Source organism: Bacillus sp. 522_BSPC (assembly GCF_001076885.1).
Classification (GTDB): domain Bacteria; phylum Bacillota; class Bacilli; order Bacillales; family Cytobacillaceae; genus Niallia; species Niallia hominis.
The window spans coordinates 1-21,075 of the sequence record NZ_JVDT01000003.1; the positions used below are offsets into that span (position 1 = coordinate 1).

Sequence of the window (21,075 nt, forward strand, 5' to 3'; positions counted from 1 at the left end):
ATACCGGAACTAAAAGCAAAACCTCTTGTTCCTTCTTCTAAATCCTTAATGAGTTCTTCTAATGCATGACGAGTTGGATTACCAGTTCTGGAATATTCAAATCCTTTATGGTTTCCAATACCGTCCTGTTTATAAGTACTCACTTGATAGATAGGAACATTTACTGCGCCGGTATGCGGATCGCTTGGAACTCCACCATGTATTAATTTTGTTTTTCTTTTCATTTAAATTCCTCCATCAAATATTTTTTTGCTTATATAACGATCACTAGAATCTGGAAAAACCACCACGATATTGCTACCACTTCTTGCTTTCTTCGCTACTTGAACAGCTGCATAAAGAGCTGCGCCTGAAGAACTACCGACAAGTAAACCTTCCTTTTCGGCAGCAAGCTTTACATAATGAAAAGCATCTGAATCTGAAACCGTATAGATTTGGTCAAAAAATTTTCGATCGATAAAATCTGGCAGAAATTCCATTCCAATTCCTTCTGTTTTATGGGGTCCACTTTGTCCACCGTTTAAAATAGAGCCTTCTGGTTCTACTATTACTGACTTAACAGCTGGATTTTGGTCTTTTAAATATCGAGCCGTTCCCATAAAGGTACCACCCGTTCCGGCTCCGGCGACAAATATATCGACTTGATGATTTAATTGCTCCCAAATTTCTGGCCCTAGCGTTTTATAATACGTATTTGGATTCACTTCATTTTCGAATTGTCCTGGGATATAAGAATTAGGAATTTCTTGATGCAATTCCTTTGCCTTTTCTATTGCACCACTCATTCCTAATGAGGTTGGTGTATGAATAATTTCTGCTCCCAATGCCTTCATAATTGCTTGTTTTTCCATACTAAATTTTTCTGGTACGCAAACCATTACTTTTACTCCTGTATTTAAGGATGCTAGTGCCAGCCCAATTCCTGTATTCCCTGCAGTAGGTTCAATAATCGTTCCACCTTTAGTTAGCTTTCCACTTTGTAATGCTTCTTGAATTAATTCATAGCCTAATCGATCTTTAATACTTCCACCAGGATTATAATATTCTAACTTCGCAAATAACCGAACACTTTTAGGTAATGGAAAATTTGTCAGCTCCACAATAGGTGTATGGCCAATTAATTGATGTACATTTTGATAAACATTCAAACTCTACACCCCCTATTTTATTCTTACCCTTTTTGTTGAAAATTTCGTGGTATCCATAATATAATTACTTCTTATTATTCTTATTGGATTACTCGACTTTATAGAAAAAGAAAGGTGAAGGGTTTTTAACCCTCCGCCACTTTTAGATTCTGCTAACGATTCCCATAACTAGATTTGCTGAATGTACAGCTGCCTTTTCTAAATACTGGTCAAAGGATAAGTGGGATTCTTTACCAGCAATATCAGATAAGGAACGAATAATAACAAATGGAATGTTATATTGATATGCTACTTGAGCAATAGCCGCTGCTTCCATTTCAACTGCTTGTAGTTGATTAAATTTTGATTTAATAAATGCTGCTTTTTCAGGTTGATTAATAAACGAATCACCTGTTGTAATCAAACCTGTTACTACAGCATGATTTCCAATTTCCTTGGCACTCTGTTCAGCTATATCAATTAACCTTTCATTTGCCTTAAAACTTGCAGGCATTTGTGGAACTTGCCCATATTCATAACCAAAAATTGTGGCATCAACATCATGATGGCGCACGTCGTTAGAAATAACCACATCTCCTACTTCTAATTCCGGATTTAGTCCCCCTGCTGATCCAGTATTAATAAGATAATCTGGTTTAAATGTCTGAAGGAGGATTGTTGTGCTCATTGCCGCATTTACTTTTCCTATACCTGATCGAAGTAGGATAACCTCTTTACCGTATAATTGCCCTTCAACAAATTGAAATCCAACGATTGTGTGTTCTTTCTTGTTTGTTATTCGTTCACGTAATAAAATTACTTCTTCTTCCATTGCCCCGATAATTGCGATTTTCAATTCATTTACCTCTTTCGTCTATTTTTTCCCCTTCCATAATCCAAACAAAATCATTCATCTTCTCGAAATGAGCAGAAAAGCCATTTTTCTCTAAGATTTCCGTTAGAAAAGGGATTGTTGTATAGTATTCTCTTTGTAAGTCTTCTGCTAAATGCTGCTGTCCCTTTTCGGTCGCTACCTTTATTGCTTCATCGTATGCTTCTTTCGTGACAAACATTGTATCAGCAAACACTATTTTACCACCTATAGGCAGGAAATTACTATACTGTTTAATCGCTTCCTCTTTTTCTTGATCGGTTAAATGATGAAATGCATAGGTACTTACAAATGTATTTGGTATAAAATCTAACTTGAATTCGAGAAAATCTCCTTCTATTAGCTGTGCTCTTGCACCAATTTTCTCCTTTGCAATTTTTCGCATAGCAGCTGATGGTTCAATCGCTGTAACCTTAAATCCTTTTTTAATCAATTGAAGTGTTAGATTCCCAGTTCCCGGTCCAAATTCTACAACATGGCCAGTGGAACGCTTAGCAACATTGTTTAATATATGGTCATAATGACAAAATACTTCTTCATATTCAATATCATTAGTGAGGCTATCATCATAAGATTCAGCCCATTGTTCAAAGATTTCTAGGAACTCTTTTCCCATAGCTCTGCACCCCTGTTGTTATAATATACAATTCCTATCAGTATACTATGCTTTAAAATATTTCTTGTTCTTAATTTATCATATCTTTCTTCCTGTTATCAACAAACTTATAATAGTAAGTTATTTCCCTATTTTTTAATAACTCTCTTTTGCGTGTTTCATTATTTTATTATTCTTCCATCGTTTGCTTATGTTATGATATTTTTACTAGTAGTAGAAAGGGAGTTATACATGAATATTCAATTAGAATTAATCGAAGATAAAGTAGAATTTTTTGAAGGCGAGAGTTTGAAAACAATCGAGAAAAAAATAAATGAACAGATTGAAGTAAATAAATCCATTCTACTCTCAGTGCACTCAGTTTCTCATCAGGTTACTTTACTAGATAATGGGCGGCCTTATTATACAGCTGTTGTGCATTTCAAACTGAAAAAGAATTTTTAATACAAACCAAAAAAAGAACTGGAGAGTCTTTCCTCCAGTTTCACTCTTAACGAATATTTAAATCTTTTATTTCCTCTACTTTTGTCGGTTTCCAACCGCTTCCGTCAACCCATTCAATATACACTCTATATTTTTCAGATTGGTCTTTCGAAGAAACGGTCCCTATTGATTTCTGTGGATCTTTGTTGTTATTGCCAAGGAACCACACTGTCATATTATTACTATCTAATCCAGTCGCATAGGACAAGGCTTTTACTTGCTCCTTCCAATCCACACCTTCTGAATATGATGCAACATGCTCACCAGTTTGTGTTGTTCCTACTGGCTCCCAGGAAGAATTCTCTATTGTCTTGACTACATTGGAATCACTTCCCCCTTCTGTTACCATTTCTCCATTTTCCGATTCCGCTGCTTCTTCATCTACTTGTGTATCTTCCTCATTCGTTGCTTCGTCAGATTCAGTTGTTTTAGCTGTTTCGTCATTTGTTGCTTCCTGACCTGTATTCGTACCGCTCGATTGTTTTTTACCTGCATTATTTTCATCGTTCGTATGAAAAATAGAATAAGATACGAATCCGATTAATAAAATTACGGCGATAATTAACCCATTCAAAATAAGATTCGTTTTCTTTCTCTTGGATCTCTGTTGATATCTTGTGCTATTTTCATTATTTATTTCTTTACTCAAGGTGTTTCTCCTCCTATTGACTTCTTCCATTCTATCTATATAAGCACGGCTTCCCATTCCATTCTTTTTCACTGTTCATATTTTAACATGTTAGTACGCTTTTAGAAAAGTAGGAACCCTATGTATTTTCCTTTATCGGTCCCTGAGCTTACTGCTTTTCATATATCCCCTTTACTACATCGGCAAAAAGTTGATTTACTCCCCCTTCATCTGAAAAGACATCTAAATTTACCGCTACTAAAGCATACTTAGGTTTATCAAATGGAAAGTAACCTGCAAACCATTTATTATGAAGCTGCTTACCATCCTGAAATACGCCTGTTTCCGCCGTTCCTGATTTACCCGCAACCGTGTAAGGAAGATCCTGAAACCATCTCCCGGTCCCTTTCTCTTTTCTAACAACTTCTCTTAATAGCTGTTGCAGTCTTGATGCAGTATAAGGAGATAAACTTTCCCCGTCTAGCTCTTGTTTATCAAAAGAGTAAAAGGTCGTTCCATTTTTGTATTGAATATCTGATACGATTTGTACACTTTCCTTCGTCCCTCCTTTAGCAATGGTAGCCATCATATTGGCAACAGCTAGTGGTGTAACTCGAACTTCATGTTGGCCGATACCTGTTAATGCAACAAAGTTTTTGTCCTGTTTTGCTTCCGCATTAAGAAACACTCTCCCCTTTTCTTCTCCACTAAACTGCTGAAAATCTGCTGAATGAAAAACACTTCCTTCCCAGCCAACTAAACTAGTTAAGGATAATTTCTCGGCATATTCTTCGATTAAGTTCTCATCTATGTCTTTTAATTCTTTTGCTAATGTTCCAAATGTATTGTTACAGCTAACAGCAAAACTTTCTGTAAAATTTAGCATCCCATGCTGATAATTTGGGTCTGGGTCACCGTTAATCTTTTTACTACAATTAAATTGCCTATTAGGGTCATCCAATTTGTTATCAATTGCGGCAGCTGCGATGACGGTTTTAAAAACAGATCCAACAATTTGCTGTTTCAGCATATAGTTATTTACTCCGTCTGTCTGATATGGATTTGTTTTATTTATCTTTGGTCTTGACACCATGGCTGCAACAGAATTATCCTCGAGATCCAACAGAACAAGTCCACCCTTCTTTATGCCTTGTTCATCCACTAATCTTTCAGCCATCTCTTGTAATTCCGTATCTATCGTAGTTCGAACATTGACAGGGTAAAAAGGATTCGCTGGTTCTACATATTTAACATTTAAGCCAAATAGCGGTCCTCCTTTTGCATCTACATGGTAAACAAGCTTTGATTCCCCATCTGGCAACAGAAATTCATCAAAACTTCTTTCCAATCCGGTTAAGCCAATTAATGTATTACTTGATAGTTCTCTATCTGGATAACGCTTTTGAAGTTCTTCGTAGTTTTGTCCAGTAATACCAAGCAATTGTTCAGCCATATTGTTATTGATATGAAATTTTTTCTCCGCAGCAAATACACCTGGTATTTTTAGCTTATTGATAGCAGACATTTGACTGCTTGTTAATTCTAAAGGTTCCTTACCTCCAAATACTACTGGATCTTCGGCATCTTCTATACTTTTCTTTACATTGTATTCACTTGTCCCAATAATATCCGCTACTTTTTTGCTATCCCAATCCATTTTATTTAAAAATGGAAATAATATTAAAACCGCTTTTGTCTGATGTGTTAGAGCATCCCCATTTTTATCAAGAAAGGTTCCCCGACCATTGTCTAATTCCATTTCCTGAGATCTTTGCTTTACACTTGCTTCCACCAAATTAATATTATGCTTAGTAAAATGGTTTGTCTCTACTAACTGAACTTGTATTAACCGACCAAGCAAAACACAAAGGGCAAATAAAAAAACAATGCCAATGCCAACTATTCTTTTTCTCCACATAAAAAACACCTCATCAAGAGTGTTGACGAGGTGTCTCCTTTATAAACAAGTCATGATAACTTTTTATATTGTTACCAACTTATTTAAATCATACTTATTTAATTGTAACGATTTGTACATTCATTTCTCCACCTGGAGTTTGTACAATTACCTTGTCTCCAACTTTTTTGCCGAATAAGCTTTTGGCAATTGGAGAATCGTTAGAAATTTTCCCTTCAAACGGATCTGCCTCCGCACTACCAACGATGGTATATGTTTCTTCCTCTCCATCTGGAAGCTCGATAAAGGTTACAGAGCTTCCAAGAGAAACTGTGTCACGATCAAGTTCGTCTTCAGAGATTATCTTTGCATTACGAATCATATTTTCAATTGTCGTAATACGACCTTCGACAAATGCTTGCTCTTCTTTCGCTGAATCATACTCTGAGTTCTCAGATAAATCTCCGAAACTACGTGCAATTTTAATACGTTCTACTACTTCTTTACGTTTTACCGTTTTTAATTGCTCTAATTCCTGTTCTAATTTTTCTTTACCTGCTAATGTCATTGGAAATTCTTTTTCAATTGCCAAAATCTTCACTCCTTCAAGTATGGGATTAATAGAAAAAATAACATATATGCTCTTCTAAAAGCCCCTAATAAATTATGTATTAAAGATACTAGCACGACAACTTTGGATAGACGCGCTTTTTTTCTAATAGAATGAGTTTAATACGGATTGAGGAAAAAAGAAAGCATTTTCTACCAGATTAACCGTTCTGTTTAAACATTTTTTTACTGATTAGTGGTTTTTGTTGAAAATTGATTCCCTTTAATGAAGTTCACTTTGTTTCCTCCATTGCCTTCTAACACTCTATTCCTCTTCTTCCTGTTATCTTAACTTATTGGTACTTACATAATCATTATTGGGAAAAATGAAGCTGGGATCAAACTAAATAGTAAATCTATAAAGTCGGACTCTCTAAATGCTTTTGTCCCAGCCTAAATTTATCTAAGTACTTTTTAATGAATACTATCTATTGTTTCATAAAAGCGATTTTTGTTCAAGAATTGTTTGAATTTTTGTAACCATCAAGTCAATTGCTACATGATTATGGCCGCCTTCTGGAATGATAACATCTGCATATCTTTTCGTTGGTTCTATAAATTGATTATGCATCGGGCGAACTACATTTACATATTGTTCAATCACGGAGTCAATGGATCTTCCTCTTTCTTTGATATCTCTCATCAATCTTCTGATAATACGCAAATCAGCGTCTGTATCCACAAACAGCTTCATATCCATTAAATTTCTTAGACCTTCATCTTCTAAAATTAAAATACCTTCAACAATAATTACATCCTTTGGCTCAACTAGTATCGTTTCCTCTGAACGGGTATGCATGGCATAATTATATACAGGCTTTTCCACTGACTCATAATTTAATAATTTTTGAATGTGGCTTATTAATAACTCCGTATCAAATGCGAGAGGATGATCATAATTTGTTTTCAATCTCTCCTCAAAAGGTAAATGAGATTGATCTTTATAATAATAATCTTGTTCGAGCATCAAAATGGAATGTCCTTTAAAATGGTCAAATATAGCTTTTGTCACACTTGTTTTTCCAGAACCGGAGCCACCTGCGACACCTATTACTACTGGTTTCGGCTGCATGCTAATTAAAGCTCCTTTCGCATCATATTATTTGGATAAACAGGGTGATCCACCTTGAATTTAACAATCTGTAACGGATGTCTTGCTGCATCGATTTCGTTGCCATCTGCATCCCAAATTTTTTCAACAACCATTGTAAAATTATCGATTTCTGGACCGAAAAATTCGACTTCCTGCCCCTGTTTAAAGAAGTTTCTTTGTTGTAATGTTACCATTTTTGTATCTTCTTGATAATCCAGCACTAAACCAGCAAAGTCAAATGTAGTCTTTTTGCTATGATTTCCAAACATTTGCTCTTTATACCCTGGCTGTCCCTCAAAGAAAGCAGGTGCTGTCTCTCGATTTGCACATTTATCCAGTTCTTTTAGCCACTCCTCTTGAATGATAAAGTTGTCTGGATCAGCACAATAAGCATCAATAACTTTACGATATACACTAACAACTGTTGCTATATAATGAATAGATTTCATTCTACCTTCAATTTTCAAACTATCAATACCTAGTTCAATCATACGAGGAATCGATTCAACTAGTTTTAAGTCTTTCGGGCTCATTGCAAAAGGGGCATCCCCATCCGTAAATAAAGCCTGTTCTTCTTCTCCCTCTAGCTTGTATAAATCATAGTCCCAACGACAGGATTGACAGCAACCACCACGATTTGAATCTCTAGCAGTCATATGATTACTTAATGTACAACGGCCTGAATAAGCGATGCACATCGCACCATGGATAAAGGTTTCAATTTCAATATCTACTTTTTCTTTCATTTCTTTTATTTCATCAGCACTTGTTTCACGAGCAAGCACAACACGTTCTAATCCTTCTTCCTTCCAATATTGAACAGCCTTCCAATTTGAAAGAGATTGCTGTGTACTTAAATGGACCTCAATTTCCGGTGCTACTCGTCGACAAGTTTCAATGATTAAAGGATCGGCAACTATTATTCCGTGAACACCTGCTGCCTGTAAACCTAATAAGTAATCTTCCAATCCATCGATATTTTCGTTATGTGCAAAAATATTAGTTGTTACATATACTTTCGCCTGATATTTCTTCGCAAACTCCACTCCTTCTTTCATTTCTTCAAAAGTGAAGTTTCCAGCATTCGAACGAAGTCCATACTCTTGCCCACCAATAAATACAGCATCTGCCCCGTAAGCAACAGCGATCTTTAATTTTTCTAGATTACCAGCTGGTGCTAATAGTTCCGGTTTCTTTATAATTACTCTTTTTCCATCTCTTATTTCAGAAATAGGATCTTTAACTATAGTCATTTCCCTTCTCCTCCATTTTTTAGTAAACCGTTTCTTTAAAGAAAAATCCTGTATCTAATGGTCTATTAGGTGGTTGAATTTTTTCTATTTCAGCAAGTAAATTATCTTTTTCTTCGTCATATTGACCTGGATTATTTAAGTACATGGATATTGCTTTATGATAAAAACCAGTAACTGCAATAATATATGCTGAATCTTTTAGAAGACCATCAATTTTAAAAGAGTCAACGCCAGCTTCTATAAGGTCTTGAAGCTCATCAATAATACAAATATCATTTGGACTCATAATATGCGTACCATTTTCGTCCTGAAAAATAGGGTATTTATTTGCTCTTTCTTTATCATGAAGAAATAAATTCTTATCCGTTTTGCTCGCTTCCAATTCCACTTCTTTCCCTTGATATTGGAAATAGTGTTCTAGCAAAGTACGTTTTGATTGAAACATTGTTGCCATTCCATGAACCTGAATTTCTATTTCTACTTCTGCGTTCTCTTTTGTTTCAATAATAGCATCCATGCTAATTTCTCTCGCCAGAACTGCTCTTTTCGCTCCTTTTCGCCCCCAGTAATTACACGTATACCAGTTCGTTCCTGTCGTTTCTGTACTCCAGTGTAATTTCAAGCTTGGAGCTACTTCTCTAGCAATCATTAAAACAGCTGGATCTCCATAGATAACAGCATCTGCTTTCACATCATTTAAAAAACGAAGATATTCTGTTACATCCTCTATTTTATCATTATGAAAAATAGCATTTACAGCTACATAAACCTTTTTTCCTCTTTGGTGAGCTATTTCAATCGTCTTTTTTGTTGCCTCACGATCAAATTCACCAGCTAATCTCAAACCAAATTTTTGCTCACCAATCACAAATGCATCTGCTCCATTATCAATAAGTGGCTCAATATCATTTATGCTGGTTGGCGTTACTAGTAATTCCGGTTTTTTCATGATTATCCCCTCTTTTTACTAATTGCAATACCGTCTCCGACAGGCAAAATCGCTGTGTGGTATTCCTGATTTTCCATTAGCCATTGATTGTAATTTCTTATTTTACGTACTAATTGGCGAAGGTTTCTACTCTCTATCTCCCTTTCTGCAACTAAGCCATGAAATAGTATATTATCTGTATATACGATTCCGTCAGCTGATAAAAATTGGCTATATAGATTAAAAAACTTTTGATACTGTCCTTTTGCTGCATCAATGAAAATGGCATCAAACGGTCCATAATGTTCTACAGCGGAATCGAGTTCAAGGGCATCACCTTGCAATAAGATTATTTGTGATTCCTTTTTAAGCTTTTTTACATTTTCTTTCGCTACTAAATACCGGTGTTCGTCTCTTTCAATCGTTAATATTTGAGAAAACGGGAGTACCTCTGCCATTCTTAATGCGGAATAGCCAATTGCTGTACCAACCTCCAAGATTTTTTTAGGCTGTTGAATACGCAATAATTGTAATAATGCTTCTATTCCTACTAACTCCATGATTGGAACTTCATTTTGTCGAGCATACTCTTCTATTTCTCGCAATTGCTCATTTCTTTCTGGAATTAATTGTTCAATGTAATCCAGGATTTGTTTATTTTGCAAGGATGAGTCCCTCCTATTTTCCTTAAAGCCCTATCCTTTTTTGTCTTCTACCTAAAAATAGTTAGCTTCTGAATAAGAACCTAACAACTCATTAAATGTGTATGAAATTCGGGTAATTGACTAATATATACTCAAAAACACTTGTACTATTTTATCATAAAATATTGTTGAATGCTAATAAATCTTCGGTTATCAAAGGTAAACACCGTATAATTTTGACGAATTTTCGAACAATCTAGGATGGAAATCAAAATAGATTAAACTAGACAAAAAGACTGCAGCAATTTTTTTGCCTGCAGTCTCTTTTTTAATTATTCTCTGTAATATATTTAGCTTTCAATTCATTATGCTCATTAAGCGATTTAGAGAAGTATACTTTCCCATCTTTCGAAGCTAGAAAATATAAATAATCGGTTTCTTCCGGATGTAATGCAGCTTCCATGGAAATCGTTCCAGCATTCGCAATTGGGCCAGGCGGTAAGCCTACATTTTGATAGGTATTATATGGAGAATCTACCTCTAGGTCTTCATAAAGCACTCTATCCTTATGTTCACCTAATGCATAGAGGACAGTAGGATCTGTTTGCAGAGGCATGCCTTCTTCAATCCGGTTATAGAAGACACTTGCAATTTTTTTTCGATCCACATTTTTTGTAGCCTCTTCTTCTATTAAAGAGGACATTGTCAAGAATTGATGAACAGTTAAATCATCTCTTGCAATCTCCGTTTCATATGCATTTACGACACTTTCTGTTTTATCAAGCATGACAGAGATGATTGATTCTAGTGTTGGTTTTTCTTCATAATAAGAATATGTGGCGGGGAATAAATATCCCTCAAGTGGATACTTAATATTTTTCGCCCAAATTTCTGTTGTCAGAATATCAGGATACTGTGCCATTAACCCCTTGATAAATGTCTCATCATTTAATTGCTTCCAAATTTCTTCTTCTTTTTGATTTGTTTTCTCTGCAATAATAGCAGCTATTTCCTTGAGCTGTTTGCCTTCAGGTATTGTCATAGTAAAAATTGGCTCCTGCATAATCTTGCCTGTTTTTAAGCTTTCAATGATTTCCTGAATCGTCATGGAAGGATTCATGTGATACTCCCCTGCCATAAAATTCGACTCATTCTTAAATTTTACATAATATTTAAACACCTTCGCATTTTTTACGAGTCCATTATCTTCCAGCAATTGAGAAATAGTGCTTACACCAGAACCAATTGGAATATCAATAATAATTTCTTTATCACTGTCAGAACTAACAGGCTGAAGTGCTGATTTTATATAGAAATAACCAGAAGTCCCTACAACTGCTACAATTATAATCAATATAAGGGCAACGATCGCCACTATTCTTCTTACTAATTTCGCTTCTTGTTGTCTCTGATTTAAATTAGCTAAAAATAACTCTTTCTTACTCTTTGAAGCATTCTTTTCGTCTTTATTTTTAGTCAACCTTTTCCCTCCTTGACACACACCAATCAAACTTTTTTACATATCTCGACCTATTATACTATATTTTGCAAAGAAATTTGTAGCTTTTATCAAAATTTACCTGTCGATGGGAGGCTAACATAGCTGGATAGTAACTTAACATCAGATATTTTCCGATACTATGGCGTTTATTATGCTGATTTGAAATCGAAGGATCGCTCTATTTATTTACATAGACTGATAGTCAAAAATGTAACAATTTATTTAGAACAAAGCAAAAAAAGAGCCCTAAATGGACTCTTTTTAACCGTAAATTATTCTTCTTCTTGTTCTGCAAGGAATGTGTTAAGCATTTCTTCAACAAGATCCCATTCTTCTTCAGTTTCAATTGGAGAAAGCTCACCGTCTCCTGTTTCCTCGTTCGGAATGAAAGAAGATGCGTGGATATCGATTTCTTCATCGTCATCTCCTTCGCCCATAGGATAGTATAATACATATGATTTTCCGAATTCATCCGATTCAAATGTAAACAGAATCTCACATAATTGTTCATTACCTTGCTCGTCTACAACTGTAATTGTATTAGTTTCACCGTGTTCCATTATTTCCACCTCATTATTTTTGGCTGTCTAAATACCCTTGCAAGATCAAGGATGCAGCCATTTTATCAATAACTTTTTTGCGTTTTTTCCTACTAACATCTGCTTCTAAAAGGATTCTCTCAGCAGCCATTGTTGTTAGTCGTTCATCCCAAAAAATAACTGGCAATTCAAATCGCTCTTCTAAAAGCTTACCGTACAATTGGCTAGCTTCACCACGAAAGCCTATACTACCATTCATATTTTTGGGAAGTCCAACCACTATTTTACCTACATCATACTCAACAATCAAGGATCCAATGCGTTCTAGACCAAATCGTTCTTTTTCTTCATCGATTTGAATCGTTTCAATTCCTTGTGCTGTCCATCCTAAAGCATCACTAACAGCTACTCCAACTGTTTTTGAGCCAACATCCAAGCCCATTACTCGCATATGTTTATTCCTCTCGTTGCTGTTTTAAATAAAACTTCACAAGTTCCTCAATGATTTCATCACGCTCTAATTTTCTGATGATATTCCGCGCATCCATATGGCGGGGAATATAAGCAGGATCCCCGGAAAGCAGATAACCAACTATTTGATTAATCGGATTATACCCTTTTTCTTGAAGTGCTTCATATACTTGATAAAGTACTTCTTTTACATCATGTTCATATGGTTCTTCTGGAAAATTGAATCTCATTGTTTTATCGAATGAGCTCATTTTGAAACACCCCATTTCCTTTTCGAACAATTTCTGTTAAGAGTTATCTACATTTTACACTACTTGTCCCTAATATCAAACGGATTTCACATAATCTTCTACAAAATCTAGGGCATCCTTTAATTTAGATGGATCCTTCCCGCCTGCTTGAGCCATATCTGGACGACCGCCACCGCCGCCGCCGCAAATAGAAGCCACTTCTTTAACAATCTTCCCTGCATGATAGCCTTTATCCATTAAATCTTTCGTAACACCAGCGATGATATTTACTTTTCCTTCATTAGCACTTCCAAGAACTAATACAACAGAGCCAATTTTTTGTTTTAATTCATCTGCCATTGTACGTAAATTATTCATATCAACATTTGGTATTGATGCTGCTAACACCGGCACCCCATTTACCATTTTTACTTTTTCTACAAGATTTCCTGCTTCTATATTACTTAGTTTTGCAGCAAGCGATTCATTTTCACGTTGTAACTGCTTTACTTCAGTAAGAAGACTTTCAATTCGTGTAGCAACATCCTTTGGACTTGTTTTTAATTTATTTGCAGCATCTTTTAATAAATGAATTTGATCTGTTAATTGTTGATATGCTGCTTGTCCAGTTACTGCTTCTATACGTCTAGTTCCTGCACCGATTCCTGCTTCTGATACAATTTTAAATAAACCGATTGCTGAAGTATTGTCTACATGACAGCCACCACATAGTTCTAAGCTATATGAGCCCACTTGAACAACACGGACGATTTTACCATATTTTTCACCAAATAGAGCCATCGCACCCATCGCTTTTGCTTCATCAATATTTTTATAATCAATTTGTACCGCGATGCTTTCCCAAATTTTTTCGTTAACGATTTTTTCTATTTCATCTAATTCCTCAGCTGTAATTTGTCCAAAATGAGAGAAATCAAAACGTAAACGATCTGGTTGTACAAGGGAACCTGCTTGATTGACATGTGTTCCTAAAACATCCTTTAGTGCCTGATGCAATAAATGAGTAGCTGTATGGTTTTTAACAATTTTGGAACGATTTTGGCGATCTACCGTAGCCTTTAATTCATCTTTAACCATAATGGCTCCTGATTCAATCGTTCCTCTATGCAAGTTTTGACCATTAGGTGCTTTTTGAACATCTTCTACCCGTATGGTTACATGTGTTGATTTCACAATTCCCTTGTCAGCAATTTGACCGCCGCTCTCAGCATAGAATGGAGTCTTATCTAAAATAAATTGAATTTCGTCACCAGCTTCTGCTGACTCCACTTCTTCTCCATCCTTTAATAAGGCAACTATTTTTGCTTCTGTTTCCCACTGTTCGTAGCCAACAAATTGACTTTCTACCTTGATATTCCCTAAAACACCACTTTGAACTTGCATACTGTCTACTTCTTGACGAGCTTTTCTTGCGCGATCACGCTGACTTTCCATTTCCCTTTCAAAACCTTCATGATCAATGCCAAGACCTTGTTCTTCCGCATATTCCTCTGTTAGTTCAACTGGGAAACCATAGGTATCATATAAGCGGAAAATATCTTCTCCTGCTATTACGCCCTTTTCCTTTGCTTTCTCCATTACTTCAGAAAGGATTGCAAGACCTTCATTTAATGTTTCATGGAAACGTTCTTCTTCACTTTTCATTACTTTTTGAATGAACGGTGTTTTTTCCTTTACAGTTGGATAATAATCAACCATGATTTCTGCAACCACTGGAACTAATTCAAACATAAATGGACGATTAATGTTAATTTTCTTTGCATAACGTACTGCTCTACGCAATAATCTTCTTAAAACATAGCCTCTTCCTTCATTTGATGGAAGTGCTCCGTCTCCAATCGCAAAAGCAACCGTACGTATATGGTCTGCGATTACTTTAAATGCTTCATCACTTGAAGCATTCTCTCCATACTTAGCGTTTGCCAATTGTTCTGTAGCTTGTATAATTGGCATAAATAAATCTGTATCGAAGTTTGTAGGAACGTTTTGAACAACAGATGCCATACGCTCCAAGCCCATTCCAGTATCTATATTCTTCTTTGGAAGTGGAGTATAAGTGCCATCTGGATTATGGTTAAATTCAGAGAACACAAGATTCCAAACCTCTAGATAACGGTCATTCTCTCCACCTGGGTATAATTCTGGATCATTAATATCGTCGCCATATTCAGGACCACGATCATAGAAAATTTCTGTATTAGGGCCACTTGGACCTTCTCCAATATCCCAGAAATTCCCTTCTAAACGAATAATTCGGTTTTCTGGTACACCAATCTTATCTCTCCATAAGAGATATGCTTCTTCATCTTCGGGATGAATGGTTACAGATAATTTTTCTTTGTCAAAGCCAATCCACTTCTCATCAGTCAAAAACTCCCAAGCCCATTCAATTGCTTCTTCTTTAAAATAATCACCAATCGAAAAATTACCTAGCATTTCAAAGAATGTATGATGACGAGCTGTTTTCCCTACGTTTTCAATATCATTTGTTCGGATAGACTTTTGTGCATTTGTTATTCTTGGATTTTCTGGAATTACCCGACCATCAAAATATTTTTTCAATGTAGCAACTCCACTATTAATCCATAATAAAGATGGATCTTCATGGGGAACTAAAGACGCGCTTGGTTCAATTGCATGTCCTTTGCTTTGGAAAAATTCCAAAAATTTACTTCTGATTTCTGCACCAGTTAAATTCTTCATCACATTTCCTCCTATTTCTCTGTATGTATTTTTTTGCAAATATAGAGTTTAACCTTTTTTCGGCATAAAAAAAACTTCCATCCCTGGACAGGGACGAAAGTATTGCTCGCGGTACCACCCTGATTATGGATAAAAGTATACGAAGATACTATAAATATATTATCCATCTCTCAATTGTCCTTAACGCGGAACACGGCAGGGATTAGCTGCATTCAAGAACTAGCTTTCAATTATCCTTCACTGAGAACTCCTTTCAGCCAAAGGGAATTCCTCTCTTTACAAGTGGTCTATAATCTACTTTTTTCTTTCATCATTTTATCCATATATGCTTCATTCGAATTATACTGATTATTAGGCAGTATTGTCAATATCGGTCTATTTATATACGTTTTATTTCCGCCTCTTTTTTCCCAAAGTGTTTTCTCATATGGATAATTGCTACTTTAGCTATAGATAATAGCGGAACAGCAACAATCATGCCAATCAATCCTCCTATTTCCTCCCCTAAAAGAAGAGCAAACATAATAAATAGTGGATGCATATGGGTGCTTTTTCCCACAATGTAAGGGGATAAAATATTTCCTTCAAGAAACTGCAGAATAATAATGATGATGACCACAATAATCAGCATTTTAACCGAAACAGTACTTGCTACAATTAAAGCAGGTATCGCACCAATAATAGGTCCAAAATACGGAATAACATTTGTCACTCCTACAATGATTCCTAGTACTAGTGCAAACTTCATATGAAAAAACCAAAATAGTACCATGGAAATGACACCAATAATTGTACAAACTAATAATTGTCCTCTTATATAGCTACCTAATGATTCGTTGACATCCTCCAAAAAGACATGAGCACTATTGCGCCATTTTTTGGGGATTAATCCATTAAAAGCTTTTCTTACCGCATCAATATCTTTAAGCATGTAAAAAGAGATAAATGGAATAAGCATAATGACAATCGAATAATTGATCATTGCCATCGCCCCATTAATTACCTTATTCACAAGGGATTCCATCTTTGTTTCAAATATGCTGATTCCTCGGTCAACTCTTTCCTGAATATTAAATGGCCAAGATTCCATTTTATCTTGAATCGAGTCAATGAGATCTTTATATTGTTCTGCAAGCTTGGGAGCACTTTCTGTCAGTTCTTCCAGCTGCTGTATAAGAATGGGGATTCCTTTATACAAGGCATATCCAATTCCACCGAAAAAAAGCATATAGATAAGTGCAACAGATAATCCTCTATGTAAACCTTTTTTATGAAGTATCTCTACAATAGGATGCAATAAATAGGTAATAAATGCTCCAATGATAAAAGGAGTAATTACTTTTGTGATAAGACTTAAAATGGGTAACCATAATGGTGATAATTTTATGAACACAAATAACACAATAAAAAGCAATAATGTAAATCCTAATCGGTAATACCATTTTATTCTTATGTCCATTCCCTTGCCTCCCTCCTAAATTATTGTGAGAGATAGAAGGAATTTTTATACACTTTCTAATCCATATCCTTCCGTTCAATAAAAAAGACTGTAGATTTTCGAACAACTCTACAGTCTTCCTCCTATACATTAGAACATTTTCATTACTTTTTTTTGCATTCTTTTTACTTGCTTCTGACTTAGCATATTATTTTTTTGCATATAGCTTATCGCTGCTACTCCAGCGCCAATAGCTAGAGCTGTGTTTATCGCTTTACCCATTTTACTATGCACCCCTTTTAATAGAAGAGAGCGCCAATCCTAAATTTGAGAAGAACCTAGCTTAATCGACGCTCTTCTTCTTCAAATAGATCGTCTAAAGAACTTAAACTACCATCTTCTTCAACTTGATGTGTATGAATAATCCCTTTTGTTAGCGATAATTCAATAAAGCAATTCCAGCAGTAGTATTGATTGATTCCAATTTTTCCAATATCTTTGCTCTGGCAATTTGGACATTTGAGCATAGGAAAACACCTCATTATATTCGTTTCATGAAAATCCCGAAACACAGGAATTTCCAGGTAAGCATTCCCATTATGCTCAAAACAGCATCCATTTATACCAGAATTTCTTAGGAGTTGGCGATTATTTCATGGAAATTTAGAATCGTTCTGGAATATTCGAAGAAGAATAACATTACTATTTTTCGCTAACGATTCTAAAAACATGTAGGGCAAACTTTGGCAAAAAAAATCCCCTAAAGAGGGAATTTCATTTTACCGCATTATACTTCCATAAAGTCATATGGAGTTATATTATCCATGCCGATCATTGGGTCAATCTCATTGATTTTGCCTTCGTACAATAAATCAAAAGAATTCTCTGTGGACAGCTCTGCCTTTTCATCTAGTTTGTAGACATCTGCAAACATTTCTTTGATTTTTTCTTTTAAGGTCGTTTGACGATTTAATTCGTCATTTCTGCTGACGCCTAGTTCCATCGCTTCTATTTCACCGCAAAGAATTAAGAATTGTTTACTTCTTGTGATGCCCGTATAAATGAGATTTCGTCTTAACATCCGATAATAGCTTTTAACTATTGGCATAATGACGATTGGAAACTCGCTTCCTTGTGATTTATGGACAGAACAACAGTAAGCAAGCGTTATTTGATTCAAATCCTGTCTCGTATACGTCGCTTCTATGCCATCAAAAGAGACAATAACCATATCTTGTTTTTCTGTATTTTCCTTCGCATAAAAAATCGATACAATTTCCCCCATATCACCATTAAAAACATTGCTTTCTGGTTGATTGACAAGCTGAAGTACTTTATCACCAATTCGGTATGTAACCTCTCCAAATTTCAGCTCTTTCCTGGTGCCATCAGGATTAGGATTTAATATCTCCTGTAATATGGCATTCAATCGATCGATCCCCGCTGGTCCTCTATACATCGGAGCCAATACTTGTATATCCATAGGAGCAAACCCTTTATTTTTGGCATTTAGGACAATTTTTTCAATCGCTTGCGGAATTTGATTGGAAGAGCATTTTATAAAGGAGCGATCTCCCTGTGGTGTAAGTAAATTGGCTGGCAGCTGGCCCTTTTTCATTTCATGAGCTAGTTCGATAATCGAAGAGCCTTCTGCTTGGCGATAGATATCTTTCAATTTAACAGTTGGGATGCAAGCTGAATCAAGTAAATCCTTTAGTACTTGTCCAGGCCCTACGGATGGAAGCTGGTCTTCATCCCCTACTATTATCACTTGAATATGTTCTGGTAAAGCTTTAAATAATTGATGAGCTAACCATATATCAACCATCGACGTTTCATCCACAATGAGAATCTTTCCCTCAAGAGGATGATCCTCATCTCGCTCAAATGTACCTGTACCATTCCACCCTAATAAGCGATGAATGGTAACTGCCGGTAAACCTGTAGACTCTGCCATCCGCTTTGCTGCTCTACCGGTAGGTGCAGCAAGAATAAAAGGATAAGGCTCATCATTTTTATAATCTTTCGGATCCAAAGAACAGCCATGCAATTCTCCATACAATTCAACAATTCCTTTTATTACTGTCGTTTTTCCTGTACCAGGCCCCCCTGTTAATATAAGCATCGGAGACATCAACGCCGTTTGAATGGCTTCTCGTTGGGATGGGGCATACTGGACACCAATACGATCCTCCAAATTTCCTAATGCAAGAAGAAATTCCGACTCTGGAAATTGGTCTTTGTACTCCGACTGTTCCATTACTCGCTTAATATTTCTTACAAGTCCTTTTTCTGAGAAAAATAAGGAAGGCAAATATATTTTCTTATTTTCGACTATAATTTTCCCTTCTTCTTCCAACTGGATAATTTGATCTGCTATTTGCGAAAATTCAATCTCCTCTTTTTGATTTTCTTCCAGTAGTGTTTTCACTTTTTCTAGCAAATGTTCAGCATGAAGGTAAACATGTCCCTCTTGATTACTGCTTAACTCTAAAATATATAAACACCCTGCTTTTAATCGGTCAGGGTGATTTCCTATAATCCCTATTTGTGCCCCTAAATCATCCGCTTTACCAAATCCTATCCCTTCTATATCTTCCACCAATTTATAAGGATTGGTCTGCACAGTTTCTATTGTATTTTCTTTATATACTTGATAAATTTTCATTGATAATTGTGGACCAAATCCAAATTGATTGAGCGAAACCATTGCTTGTTCTAAGCCCTCGTTTTTCATTAGCGTATCATATAATACCTTTGCCTTATCTGAAGCAAGTTTAGGCACCGTATCCAAAATGGACGGCTGATTCATAATTTTAGAAATTGCTTCTTCTCCCAATGTTTCCACAATATTTTCAGCAGTTTTTTCCCCAATCCCCTTAAATAGATTGCTGGATAAATATGCGATGATTCCTTGCTTTGTTTGTGGCATCTCTTTTCGAAAGGAAGTTGCTTGCAGCTGTAGCCCAAATCTTGGATGCTCTTTAAAATCACCATAGAATGTATAAGTTTCTTCCTCATTCATCTTTGGCAAATAGCCTGTAATAACTGCTTCTTTATCATCGTAATCATGATTGGTTTCGTCTACTCTTATTCTTATAACAGAATAGAGATTTTGTTCATTATGAAAAATAGTAACAAGGTGACGTCCCTTTATGTACTTTTTTTCTTTTTCAAAAAGATCCAAAGAATTTTGCTCGTTCAACTGTCATCCCCCTTTCACTTTTTACTTCGAAAATTATTTTCCTTCTATTATTTGCTTACCATAGCCAGCAAGAAGATGATCTGGCTGAATTTCTAGAGCCTTATCAAACATTTCTTTTGCTTTCTCTGACTCTTCTTTAAAACCATATGCAACCCCTAAATTATAGTATGCATCAGCGTGAGTAGCATCTAATGAAATACAAGCTTGAAATTGCGTGATTGCCTCATCGATATATTCACTTTGTGCTAGGCAAAGACCTAATTGGAAATAAGCCTCAGCATCTTGATTATTTAATTCAACTGCACGTTGAAAATAAGGAATAGCAAGCTTCCCCTTTTCTAAACCAACATATGTTAATCCTAGCATAAAGAAATTATCACTTGTTTCTAATCCCTTTGCTAGTGCTTGTTCAAACATTGTTTTAGCAGATTCCAAATCTTCTTTCTCATAGTAAACTGCGCCTGCACTATAATAAGCTGCAGCAGTAGTATCATCTATTTCAATCGCCTTTTGATAAAAGGACAATGCTCTTGTGTCATCTCCTAAAGCTGATAAGACATTTCCAAAATTCACATAAGAAACAGCATTTTGGGGATTTTTCTCTATTTCGTCCATAAAAAACTTTGCTGCTTCCTCCCATTTTCCCTCTTGCATATATTGTATTCCTAATTGACTATTATCCATCTTAAACACTCCATTTCTTATTGGTAGTATAGCATATTTTTAAATAAAATTCGGTTAAACAATAGCCAAAGATTGAGTCAAGTTTTTGTGGGAGTTTTTTTAGCTCCCTTTTT

Annotated in this window: 22 protein-coding genes and 1 other annotated feature; of the genes, 1 reads left to right on the forward strand and 21 read right to left on the reverse strand. The window is 35.6% G+C overall.

What is annotated here, in order from left to right; genetic code table 11:
* From ADJ83_RS00265 to ADJ83_RS00280, 4 genes are all read right to left on the reverse strand, one after another.
* Positions 1-224, reverse strand: a 224-nt coding sequence (locus ADJ83_RS00265; protein ID WP_048716355.1) for a PLP-dependent transferase, incomplete at its 3' end; no start/stop codon positions are given.
* Positions 225-1,148 carry a cysteine synthase A gene (gene cysK / locus ADJ83_RS00270; protein ID WP_031538893.1) on the reverse strand — a complete coding sequence of 308 codons (924 nt, stop codon included), beginning with the start codon at positions 1,146-1,148 and terminating at the stop codon, positions 225-227.
* 142 nt (positions 1,149-1,290) lie between these two features.
* Entirely contained in the window at positions 1,291-1,983 is a 693-nt protein-coding gene (gene mtnN / locus ADJ83_RS00275) for a 5'-methylthioadenosine/S-adenosylhomocysteine nucleosidase (protein WP_031538892.1), read from the reverse strand.
* 1 nt (position 1,984) lies between these two features.
* Positions 1,985-2,635, reverse strand: a complete 651-nt coding sequence (locus tag ADJ83_RS00280; protein ID WP_031538890.1) for a class I SAM-dependent methyltransferase — start codon at positions 2,633-2,635, stop codon at positions 1,985-1,987.
* 231 nt (positions 2,636-2,866) lie between these two features.
* Between ADJ83_RS00280 and ADJ83_RS00285 the strand changes: the two genes are divergently transcribed.
* A complete protein-coding gene (locus ADJ83_RS00285) occupies positions 2,867-3,079 on the forward strand; it encodes a YrzA family protein (protein WP_031538889.1) in 213 nt (70 codons plus the stop codon).
* A 46-nt stretch (positions 3,080-3,125) separates the two neighbouring features.
* Here ADJ83_RS00285 and ADJ83_RS00290 read toward each other — a convergent pair whose 3' ends face one another.
* The 17 genes from ADJ83_RS00290 to ADJ83_RS00365 all read right to left on the reverse strand — a co-directional run bounded on the left by ADJ83_RS00290 (position 3,126) and on the right by ADJ83_RS00365 (position 20,962).
* A complete protein-coding gene (locus ADJ83_RS00290; RefSeq protein WP_031538888.1) occupies positions 3,126-3,767 on the reverse strand; it encodes a DUF1510 family protein in 642 nt (213 codons plus the stop codon).
* 148 nt (positions 3,768-3,915) lie between these two features.
* The gene (locus ADJ83_RS00295; protein WP_031538887.1) at positions 3,916-5,664 is read right to left on the reverse strand and encodes a peptidoglycan D,D-transpeptidase FtsI family protein; all 1,749 of its coding nucleotides are present in this window, start codon (positions 5,662-5,664) and stop codon (positions 3,916-3,918) included.
* A gap of 94 nt (positions 5,665-5,758) precedes the next feature.
* Positions 5,759-6,235 (reverse strand): transcription elongation factor GreA, encoded by a 477-nt coding sequence (gene greA / locus ADJ83_RS00300; protein WP_031538886.1) that lies wholly within the window; start codon positions 6,233-6,235, stop codon positions 5,759-5,761.
* Positions 6,236-6,688: 453 nt separating this feature from the next.
* Positions 6,689-7,324 (reverse strand): uridine kinase, encoded by a 636-nt coding sequence (gene udk, locus ADJ83_RS00305; RefSeq protein WP_031538884.1) that lies wholly within the window; start codon positions 7,322-7,324, stop codon positions 6,689-6,691.
* 5 nt (positions 7,325-7,329) lie between these two features.
* A complete protein-coding gene (locus tag ADJ83_RS00310; RefSeq protein WP_031538882.1) occupies positions 7,330-8,598 on the reverse strand; it encodes a peptidase U32 family protein in 1,269 nt (422 codons plus the stop codon).
* Between the two features lie 19 nt (positions 8,599-8,617).
* Positions 8,618-9,547, reverse strand: coding sequence for a peptidase U32 family protein (locus ADJ83_RS00315; RefSeq protein WP_031538881.1), 930 nt, complete (start codon positions 9,545-9,547; stop codon positions 8,618-8,620).
* A gap of 2 nt (positions 9,548-9,549) precedes the next feature.
* On the reverse strand, positions 9,550-10,191 hold the full coding sequence (locus ADJ83_RS00320; RefSeq protein WP_031538880.1) for an O-methyltransferase: 642 nt from the start codon (positions 10,189-10,191) through the stop codon (positions 9,550-9,552).
* A gap of 307 nt (positions 10,192-10,498) precedes the next feature.
* Positions 10,499-11,650 carry an endolytic transglycosylase MltG gene (gene mltG, locus ADJ83_RS00325; protein WP_031538879.1) on the reverse strand — a complete coding sequence of 384 codons (1,152 nt, stop codon included), beginning with the start codon at positions 11,648-11,650 and terminating at the stop codon, positions 10,499-10,501.
* A gap of 293 nt (positions 11,651-11,943) precedes the next feature.
* A complete protein-coding gene (locus tag ADJ83_RS00330; protein WP_031538878.1) occupies positions 11,944-12,231 on the reverse strand; it encodes a DUF1292 domain-containing protein in 288 nt (95 codons plus the stop codon).
* 13 nt (positions 12,232-12,244) lie between these two features.
* Entirely contained in the window at positions 12,245-12,661 is a 417-nt protein-coding gene (gene ruvX, locus ADJ83_RS00335) for a Holliday junction resolvase RuvX (protein WP_031538877.1), read from the reverse strand.
* Positions 12,662-12,665: 4 nt separating this feature from the next.
* On the reverse strand, positions 12,666-12,932 hold the full coding sequence (locus tag ADJ83_RS00340) for an IreB family regulatory phosphoprotein (RefSeq protein ID WP_031538876.1): 267 nt from the start codon (positions 12,930-12,932) through the stop codon (positions 12,666-12,668).
* A gap of 75 nt (positions 12,933-13,007) precedes the next feature.
* Positions 13,008-15,635 (reverse strand): alanine--tRNA ligase, encoded by a 2,628-nt coding sequence (gene alaS, locus ADJ83_RS00345; RefSeq protein ID WP_031538874.1) that lies wholly within the window; start codon positions 15,633-15,635, stop codon positions 13,008-13,010.
* An 86-nt stretch (positions 15,636-15,721) separates the two neighbouring features.
* Positions 15,722-15,955 (reverse strand) — a binding site (T-box leader).
* 59 nt (positions 15,956-16,014) lie between these two features.
* Complete coding sequence (locus ADJ83_RS00350) at positions 16,015-17,094, reverse strand: AI-2E family transporter (protein ID WP_031538870.1); 1,080 nt, start codon at positions 17,092-17,094, stop codon at positions 16,015-16,017.
* A gap of 129 nt (positions 17,095-17,223) precedes the next feature.
* A complete protein-coding gene (locus ADJ83_RS24675) occupies positions 17,224-17,355 on the reverse strand; it encodes a YrzQ family protein (RefSeq protein WP_081836690.1) in 132 nt (43 codons plus the stop codon).
* A 56-nt stretch (positions 17,356-17,411) separates the two neighbouring features.
* Positions 17,412-17,600, reverse strand: a complete 189-nt coding sequence (locus tag ADJ83_RS00355) for a hypothetical protein (protein ID WP_016202904.1) — start codon at positions 17,598-17,600, stop codon at positions 17,412-17,414.
* Between the two features lie 260 nt (positions 17,601-17,860).
* Positions 17,861-20,278, reverse strand: a complete 2,418-nt coding sequence (locus tag ADJ83_RS00360) for an ATP-dependent RecD-like DNA helicase (RefSeq protein ID WP_031538868.1) — start codon at positions 20,276-20,278, stop codon at positions 17,861-17,863.
* A 33-nt stretch (positions 20,279-20,311) separates the two neighbouring features.
* On the reverse strand, positions 20,312-20,962 hold the full coding sequence (locus ADJ83_RS00365; protein ID WP_031538867.1) for a tetratricopeptide repeat protein: 651 nt from the start codon (positions 20,960-20,962) through the stop codon (positions 20,312-20,314).
* Positions 20,963-21,075: the final 113 nt, after the last annotated feature.